Origin of the sequence: Streptomyces sp. NPDC059456, from assembly GCF_042750055.1 — a bacterium.
In the GTDB taxonomy this organism is placed as follows: domain Bacteria; phylum Actinomycetota; class Actinomycetes; order Streptomycetales; family Streptomycetaceae; genus Streptomyces.
This window is the reverse complement of sequence record NZ_JBHYVA010000744.1, coordinates 1-4,042: the sequence shown is the minus strand read 5'-3', so window position 1 is coordinate 4,042 and position 4,042 is coordinate 1. Positions and strand designations below refer to the sequence as shown.

Genomic DNA, 4,042 nt, shown 5'->3' with positions numbered 1-4,042 from the left:
CGTACAGGCCGTGCTCCTCGGCGATCCCGGGGTACACGGTCGCCCGCTCCCGGATCCCGTCGCCCGTCCCGTACAGGGAACTCGCCAGGTGGACCCGGCAGCCGTCCCGCGCCGCGCCGGCGGTGAGCTCCGGGAAGTGGTTGTCGTAGCAGACGCCGAGCGAGAAGCGGATCCCGCCGAGCGTGAAGCGGCCCGGGCTCCCGCCGGGCGCGAAGGCCCCCTGCTCGTGCCGGTACAGGTGCTGCTTCGCGTACGTCGTCACGTGCGCGCCGTCCGCCCCGTACACCAGCGTCGCGATGGCGGGCAGCGGACCGGCGGTGCGCAGCGCGACGTTGACGGCGACGGCGATGCCGGCGGACCGCAGCGGATCCAGCCGGGGGTCGTCGGCGTCCGCCATCCACAGGCCGGGATCGGCGGCCAGGGCCTCCAGCTCGTAGCCGGTGAGCGTGAACTCGGGGAACACGACGAGTTCGGCGCCCTGCGCCCGGGCCTCGGCGGCGAGCGCGACGCCGCGCCGCGTGTTGGCGGGGACATCGGCGGGGACGCAGGTGAGCTGCGCTGCTGCGATCTTCACGACCCCAGCATGCCAGCGCGGCCGCGGCCCCCGGCGGGCGGCCCGGATCCCCCGCCGGGCCTCCCCTAAGGCGTCTGCGGCCCGTGGAGCAGGGTCAGGAAGGAGCGGAACGCGGCGGGCATGTCCACTGACTCCGGGGCCAGCAGCCACTGGTACTGGAGGCCGTCCATGACCGCGGTCAGCAGGGGCGCCACCTGCTCCGGCGTCAGGCCCGAGGGAAGCCGGTCGCCGAACTCGCCGCGCAGCACCGCCGCCATCTCGGCGCGCACCTGGGCGTACCGCTCGGTGAAGAACTCCCGTGCCGGATGCCCGTCGGTGACGCTCTCGCCGAGCAGCGCCGAGAAGGTCTGCACGATGGCGGGACGCATCGCGTTGTACTCCACCAGCGAGGCCAGCAGGTCCAGCCGCCAGGTGCCGGCGGAAGCGCGCGAGCCGCCGCCGGTGTCCCAGCGGTCGCGCTCCTCCAGCACCGCGACCAGCAGCGCCTCCTTGGTCGGGAAGTAGTGCAGCAGCCCCTGCTGGGTCAGGCCGACGCGCTCGGCCACCGCGCCCAGGGACGCGCCGCGGTAGCCGCGCTCCGCGATCACCTCGACCGCCGCGCGGACGATGTCGCCGCGCCGCTCCTCGCTCCTCGCCCTGGCCATCGCCCCGGCACCTCTTCCGTCCACGCAGTGCCCCGCCGTGGCGGCGGAACCGTACGTACGTTATCGCAACATCACGAACAGATTACGAACCCTACCGCTCTACAGGCATCGGGTCCACGATGGGGGACACCCCCGCGGCGCCCGCACCACACCCCACCACACGCACACGATGAGGAGGCACGGCCGTGACCGATGCCGATCAGGTCCGCCACGACGCCGTAGAGGCGGCTCTCGGCAAGCTGGACCTCGACACCAAGGCCCGTCTGCTGGCCGGCCAGGACATGTGGTCCCTGCCCGCCCTTCCCGAGATCGGGCTGAGGTCCCTGGTCATGTCCGACGGCCCCATCGGGGTCCGCGGCGTGCGCTGGACCGCCGACGACCCGTCCGTCGCGCTGCCCTCCCCGACCGCGCTCGCCGCCGCCTGGGACCCCGCGCTCGCCCGCCGCGCCGGCCGGCTCCTCGCCCAGGAGGCCCGCCGCAAGGGCGTCCACGTCCTCCTCGCCCCCACCGTCAACCTGCACCGCTCCCCGCTCGGCGGCCGGCACTTCGAGTGCTACTCCGAGGACCCGTACCTCACCGGCGCCATCGGCACCGGCTACGTACAGGGCGTCCAGGACGGCGGCGTCGGCACCACCGTCAAGCACTTCGCCGGCAACGACGCCGAGACCGAGCGGTTCACCGTCGACAGCGTCATCGCCCCGCGCCCGCTGCGCGAGCTGTACCTGGCCCCCTTCGAGGCCATCGTCGCGAACGCCCACCCCTGGGGCATCATGACGGCGTACAACCGGGTCAACGGCACGACGATGACGGAGAACCGGTACCTCGTGAACGACGTCCTGCGCGGCCAGTGGGGCTTCGACGGGTACAACGTCTCCGACTGGATGGCCGCCCGCTCCACCACCGGCGACATCCTCGGCGGCCTCGACGTCGCCATGCCCGGACCGCAGACCGTCTACGGGCCCGCCCTCGCCGAGGCCGTCCGCGCCGGCGAGGTCCCCGAGTCCGCCGTGGACGAGGCCGTGCGCAACGTCCTGCGCCTCGCCGCCCGGGTCGGGATCCTGGAGGGCGCCCCCGCCGCCGTCGCCGAACCCCCGGCCCCGGTCGACGGCCAGGCGCTGGCCCGGGAGATCGCTGCCCGCGGGTTCGTCCTCGTCCGCAACGAAGCCGTCTCCGGCGAGCGGCCCGCCCTGCCGCTGGACGCCGCACCCGGCCGCGCCCTCGCCCTGCTCGGCGCCGCCGCCCGCGACGCCCGCGTCCTCGGCGGCGGGTCGGCCACCGTCTTCCCCGAGCGGATCGTCTCCCCGCTCGACGGCCTGACCGCCGCCCTGCCCGCCGGATCGCTGACCTTCGCCGTCGGCGCCGACCCCAGCGAGGAACTCACCCCCGCCGACAAGGGCTTCGCGCTCCGCGCGATCTGCCGCGACGCCTCCGGCGCCGTCCTCGGCGAGGGCAGCCTGCCGACCGGCCAGGTCCAGTGGATCGGCGACGACCTGCCCGCCGGCGCCTCGTACGCGACCATGGCGAGCATCGAGGTCACCGGTACGTTCGTGCCGCGCGAGAGCGGCGAGCACGCCTTCGGCACCCGGGGGCTCGGCGCGTTCACCCTCGCCGTCGGCGGCGAGACCCTCTGGCGCGGCGTCCAGCCGATGGGCGACGAGGCCGACCCCTTCGAGGCCTTCTTCGGGGCCCCCAGCGAACGCGGACGCGTCGCCCTCACCGCGGGCGAGCCCGTCGAGGTCTCGCTGACCTACCAGGTCCCCGACACCAGCACCCTGCCGATGCGGGCGATCATGTTCTCGCTGCTCCACCTCGGCCCGCGCCGCGACGCCGACGAGCTGATCGCCGAGGCCGTGGCCGTCGCCCGCGCCGCCGACACCGCCGTCGTGGTCGTCGCCACCACCGAGCGCGTGGAGTCCGAGGGCTTCGACCGGCGCGACCTCGCCCTGCCGGGCCGCCAGGACGACCTGGTGCGCGCCGTCGCCGCGGTCAACCCGAACACCGTCGTCGTCGTCAACGCCGGCTCGCCCGTCGAGCTGCCGTGGCGGGACGAGGTGGCCGCCGTACTGCTGACCTGGTTCCCCGGACAGGAGGGCGGTGCCGCGCTGGCCGACGTACTCCTCGGAAACGCGGAGCCGGGCGGGCGGCTGCCCACCACCTGGCCCGCGCGGTTCGCCGACGCGCCCGTCACCGAGGTCGTCCCGGACGGCGGCCGCCTGGAGTACCGCGAGGGGCTCCTCATCGGCTACCGGGCGTACGAGGCGCACGGGGTCACCCCCGCCTTCCCGTTCGGGCACGGCCTCGGCTACACCGACTGGGCGTACGAGTCCCTGGAGGTCACCGGCACCACCGCCAGGGTCCGCGTCACCAACACCGGCACCCGGCCCGGCCGCGAGGTCGTCCAGCTCTACGTCGCCCCCGTCGACACGGCGTCCGGCCGCGCGCGGAGCACGGCCGTGGAGCGCCCGGCGAGCTGGCTGGCCGCCTTCGCCGGCGTCGAGGCGGGCCCCGGCGAGAGCGTCGAGGCCGAGATCGCGCTGCCCGCGCGGGCCTTCGAGATCTGGGACGAGCCGGCCGGCCGCTGGCAGCGCATCGGCGGCGCCTACGAGGTCCGTGCGAGCCACGCCCACGGCGACACGCGGCTCACGGCGACCCTGGAGATCCAGCAGGTCCCGTAGATCCGGACTGGCCGGAAACCATCCATGAACCGGACCGGGGGGGGGGCCAGGCGACCCCCCCCCCGGCCCCACCCCCCGGGGGGGAGCGGCGGGGGGGGCCCCCGCGCCAGGGGGGGGGGCCGCGCGGGGGGGCGGGGCGGGGCCGGGGT

Annotated in this window: 3 protein-coding genes; 1 reads left to right on the top strand and 2 read right to left on the bottom strand. The window is 75.5% G+C overall.

Features of this window, described 5'->3' with window-relative positions:
* Positions 1-574: carbon-nitrogen hydrolase family protein (locus tag ACFXA3_RS37590; RefSeq protein ID WP_385194936.1), on the bottom strand; the 574-nt coding region annotated here is incomplete at its 3' end.
* 65 nt (positions 575-639) lie between these two features.
* Positions 640-1,218 carry a TetR/AcrR family transcriptional regulator gene (locus ACFXA3_RS37585; protein ID WP_385194934.1) on the bottom strand — a complete coding sequence of 193 codons (579 nt, stop codon included), beginning with the start codon at positions 1,216-1,218 and terminating at the stop codon, positions 640-642.
* 185 nt (positions 1,219-1,403) lie between these two features.
* On the opposite strand from ACFXA3_RS37585, the gene ACFXA3_RS37580 reads away from it, so the two are divergent.
* Positions 1,404-3,893 carry a glycoside hydrolase family 3 protein gene (locus ACFXA3_RS37580; RefSeq protein WP_385194931.1) on the top strand — a complete coding sequence of 830 codons (2,490 nt, stop codon included), beginning with the start codon at positions 1,404-1,406 and terminating at the stop codon, positions 3,891-3,893.
* Positions 3,894-4,042 lie beyond the last annotated feature (149 nt).